The sequence below is a fragment of the Micromonospora sp. NPDC003776 genome (assembly GCF_053605645.1).
Genome location: NZ_JBSGJR010000697.1, coordinates 1 through 3,176, shown reverse-complemented (window position 1 = coordinate 3,176; position 3,176 = coordinate 1). Strand labels below are relative to the sequence as shown.

Below are 3,176 nucleotides of genomic sequence, written 5' to 3'. Positions count from 1 at the left end.
TCCCTCAGGGGGGGGCGGCCGGGGGGGTGCCGGCGGGGGGCCCGCCGTCGTACGGGTCACTTCTCGAAGGCGTCCTTCACGTCGCGGCCGGCCTGCTTGACGTCCTGACCGGCCTGCCGGGCCCGGGCCGTGCTCTGTTCGCTGGCCCCTTCCGCCCGCAACCGTTCGTTGTCGGTGACGTCGCCGATCCGCTCCTTGGCGGCGCCGCTCAGCTCCTGGGCCTTGGCCTTCGCCTTGTCGGTGAAGCTCATGGGACTCCCCCTCCGCTGCCGCGGTACGCCGGGCCGAACGGCCCGTTCCCTGGTCGCGTCCCCGGTCGGGTCCGGCTGAAACGTTGGGTGCTCCGGTGTCGGAGCGCACCACGGCTAAGCCGTCCTAGGACACTAGGTGAACGGCGGAGCCGGCCGACTGGTTAACTGGACGGATGGGAGAAATCCTGCTGATCCGGCACGGCGAGACCGCCTGGAGCGCCAGCCACCGGCACACCTCGTACACCGATCTCGAGCTCACCCCCGACGGCGAGCGGCAGGCCCGCGCGCTGGCGGCGATGCTGGCCGGTCGTCGCTTCGTCCGGGTGCTGTCCAGCCCCCGGCAACGGGCGCTCTGCACCGCGCATCTCGCCGGCCTCGAGGTCGACGCCGCCGACCCCGACCTGGCCGAATGGGACTACGGCGAGTACGAGGGGCGCACCACCGCGGACATCCACGAGGACCAGCCGCACTGGAACATCTGGACCGACGGCTGCCCCGGCGGGGAGTCACCGGCCCAGGTCGGCGAACGCCTCGACCGCGTGCTGGCCCGGATCGTTCCCCTGCTCGACGCCGGCAGCGTCGCCCTGGTCGGGCACGCGCACAGCCTGCGGGTGCTCGGCGCCCGCTGGATCGGGCTGCCGCCGTCCGCCGGCGGGCTGCTGCGGCTGGACACCGCCACGGTCAGCGTGCTCGGTCACGAGCACGGCCGGGGCGTCATCCTGCGCTGGAACCAGCCGGCTCCCCCGCCGCCCGGGGCCGCGCCCGACCTGGCAGGTCGCCATTGATCCGCGGCGGCCGGTTCTCATACGGAGTGGACAGCACCACCGTGGTGCGGGTGGTGACGTTGGCGGCCGTCCGGATCTCCTGCAGCAGCCGCTCCAGGTCCGCCGGGCCGGCCACCCGCACCAAGAGCAGGTAGAAGTCCTCCCCCGCCACCGAGTAGCAGGAGTCGATCTCGGGCAGGTGGGCCAGCCGCTCCGGCGCGTCGTCCGGCTGGGACGGGTCGAACGGCCGGATCGCCACGAACGCGGTCAGCGGCAGGTCCAGCGCCTCGAACGAGACGCGCGCGACGTACCCCTTGATGACGCCGCGCTGTTCCAGCCGGCGGACCCGCTGGTGCACGGCGGACACCGACAGCCCCACCCGCTCGGCGAGGTCGGTGTACGACAGCCGACCGTCCCCGGTCAGTGCGGCGACGATGGCCCGGTCGATCTCCTCCACGCGGTGCAACCTACCGGAGAGAACGCTCCGCTGCCGCACCCGACCGGCCGGTCGTCACGCTGGGCGGGCCGTCCGGTCGTGGACCGCGTCCGCTGCGTAGTTGAGCACCTCGGCCAGGTCCTCCTCGTCGAGGAACGGCAGGTCGGTGAGGATGTCGGTGACGGACATGCCCTCGGCCATCATCGCCAGCAGGGTCGCCACCGGGATCCGGGACTGCCGCACGCAGGGCGCACCCCCCATGACGTCGGGGTCGACGGTGATCCGCGGGAAGGCCATCGCCACAGGTTAGTGGCCGGTCCGCTGATTTTCCCGCCGCCGGTGTCGAGTCGGGGCGCCGCCCAGCCGTCAGTGGGTGGAGGCGGCACCCGGCCGCCCGCTCGAACGAGGAGAGACACATGCGCTACACGATGCTGATCTGGAACGACGTCGCCGCCGCGAAGGACCCGGCGCTGATCGACGAGGTCGAGGCCTGGTGGGAGAAGTGGCACGCCGCCGGGAAGGTCGTCCGGGGCGGTGCCAAGCTCGACACGCCGCCCGTCGCGAAGACCGTCAGCCGGGGCGCGGACGGGCAGCCGGTGGTGACCGACGGCCCGTACCTGGAGCTGAAGGAGATCATCGGCGGGTACATCCACCTCGAGGCCGACGACGTCGACGAGGCCGTGGCGGTGGCGGCCACCTGGCCGGCGATCGGCGCCGGCTACACCGTCGAGGTGCGCCCGATCGTGGGCTGAGCGGCGAGGCGGCGGGCGAGCAGCTCGCGTTCGGCCGGGTTGCTGGCCAGCGCGAGCGCTCGCCCGGTCGCCTCGACCGCCTCGTCGACCCGGCCGAGCGCCCGCAGCAGCTGCGCGCGGGTGGCGTGCCACAGCCGGTAGCCGGGCAACCGGTCGGCGAGCGCGTCGACCTCGGCGAGGGCGGCCGCCGGCCCATGGGTGTACCGGGTGGCGACGGCGCGGCCCAGCCGGACCACGGGGGTCGGCTGCACCGCGTCCAGCAGGTCGTAGAGGGCGCGCACCGCCGTCCAGTCCGTTCGCCCGTACGTCGGGGCCAGGGCGTGCTGGGCGGCGATGGCCGCCTGCAGCTGGTAAGGCCCGGGCGGGCCGAGGGCGGCGGCGCGGCGCAGCCGGGCCACCGCGGCGCCGATGAGGGCGGCGTCCCACTGCCGGCGGTCCTGCTCCTCGAGCAGCACGATCCGGCCGGCGGCGTCGAAGCGGGTGGTGGCGCGGGCCTCGTGCAGCTCCAGCAGCGCGGCCAGGCCGGCCGGTTCCGGCTCGCGGGGCATCAGGTCGGCGAGCTGGCGGGCCAGCTCCAGGGCCTCCCGGGCGAGGTCCCGTCGCTGCGGCGCCTCCGTGGACGCGGCGAGGTAGCCCTCGTTGAAGACCAGGTAGACCACGGCGAGGACGGGGCGCAGGCGGGCGGGATACTCCTCGGCGGGCGGCAGGTCGAACCGCACCCCGTCCCGCCGTAGCTGGCGTTTGGCCCGGACCAGGCGCTGGGCCATCGTGGCGGTGGGGACCAGGTACGCGGCGGCGATCTGTTCGGCCGTCAGGCCGCTGACCGCGTGCAGGGTCAGCGCCACCTGGGCCGGTTCCGCCAGGCGGGGGTGGCAGCAGGCGAACAGCAGCGCCAGTCGGTCGTCTCCGGTGGGCTCGGCCGGCGGGGTGCGCGCCAGCGCGGCCGCCCGGTCCCGGCCGGTCGCGTCCCGGC

General features: G+C 74.6%; 6 protein-coding genes. 2 read left to right on the top strand and 4 right to left on the bottom strand.

Translation table 11 applies throughout. From position 1 onward, the window contains the following. Nucleotides 1–56: 56 nt before the first annotated feature. Complete coding sequence (locus tag ACWEVO_RS33550) at nucleotides 57–251, bottom strand: CsbD family protein (RefSeq protein WP_452311438.1); 195 nt, start codon at nucleotides 249–251, stop codon at nucleotides 57–59. A gap of 173 nt (nucleotides 252–424) precedes the next feature. Between ACWEVO_RS33550 and ACWEVO_RS33545 the strand changes: the two genes are divergently transcribed. Next, nucleotides 425–1,036, top strand: coding sequence for a histidine phosphatase family protein (locus ACWEVO_RS33545; protein WP_452311437.1), 612 nt, complete (start codon nucleotides 425–427; stop codon nucleotides 1,034–1,036). Here ACWEVO_RS33545 and ACWEVO_RS33540 read toward each other — a convergent pair. Together ACWEVO_RS33540 and ACWEVO_RS33535 are read right to left on the bottom strand one after the other, a co-directional pair. Then, nucleotides 966–1,472 carry an Lrp/AsnC family transcriptional regulator gene (locus tag ACWEVO_RS33540; protein ID WP_452311436.1) on the bottom strand — a complete coding sequence of 169 codons (507 nt, stop codon included), beginning with the start codon at nucleotides 1,470–1,472 and terminating at the stop codon, nucleotides 966–968. The genes ACWEVO_RS33545 and ACWEVO_RS33540 overlap by 71 nt on opposite strands. A 54-nt stretch (nucleotides 1,473–1,526) precedes the next feature. After that, nucleotides 1,527–1,748 (bottom strand): DUF433 domain-containing protein, encoded by a 222-nt coding sequence (locus tag ACWEVO_RS33535; protein ID WP_452311435.1) that lies wholly within the window; start codon nucleotides 1,746–1,748, stop codon nucleotides 1,527–1,529. 119 nt (nucleotides 1,749–1,867) lie between these two features. Here ACWEVO_RS33535 and ACWEVO_RS33530 point away from each other — a divergent pair, with 119 nt between their 5' ends. Beyond that, complete coding sequence (locus ACWEVO_RS33530) at nucleotides 1,868–2,203, top strand: YciI family protein (protein ID WP_452311434.1); 336 nt, start codon at nucleotides 1,868–1,870, stop codon at nucleotides 2,201–2,203. On the opposite strand, the gene ACWEVO_RS33525 is transcribed toward ACWEVO_RS33530, so the two are convergent. Continuing rightward, a partial coding sequence (locus tag ACWEVO_RS33525) for an RNA polymerase sigma factor (RefSeq protein ID WP_452311433.1) occupies nucleotides 2,170–3,176 on the bottom strand: 1,007 nt, incomplete at its 5' end. The genes ACWEVO_RS33530 and ACWEVO_RS33525 overlap by 34 nt on opposite strands.

What these genes read in the sequence shown, in the direction of transcription:
- ACWEVO_RS33550 (WP_452311438.1), bottom strand. Translation starts at nt 251, where the DNA reads ATGAGCTTCACCGACAAGGCGAAGGCCAAGGCCCAGGAGCTGAGCGGC.
- ACWEVO_RS33545 (WP_452311437.1), top strand. Translation starts at nt 425, where the DNA reads ATGGGAGAAATCCTGCTGATCCGGCACGGCGAGACCGCCTGGAGCGCC.
- ACWEVO_RS33535 (WP_452311435.1), bottom strand. Translation starts at nt 1,748, where the DNA reads ATGGCCTTCCCGCGGATCACCGTCGACCCCGACGTCATGGGGGGTGCG.
- ACWEVO_RS33530 (WP_452311434.1), top strand. Translation starts at nt 1,868, where the DNA reads ATGCGCTACACGATGCTGATCTGGAACGACGTCGCCGCCGCGAAGGAC.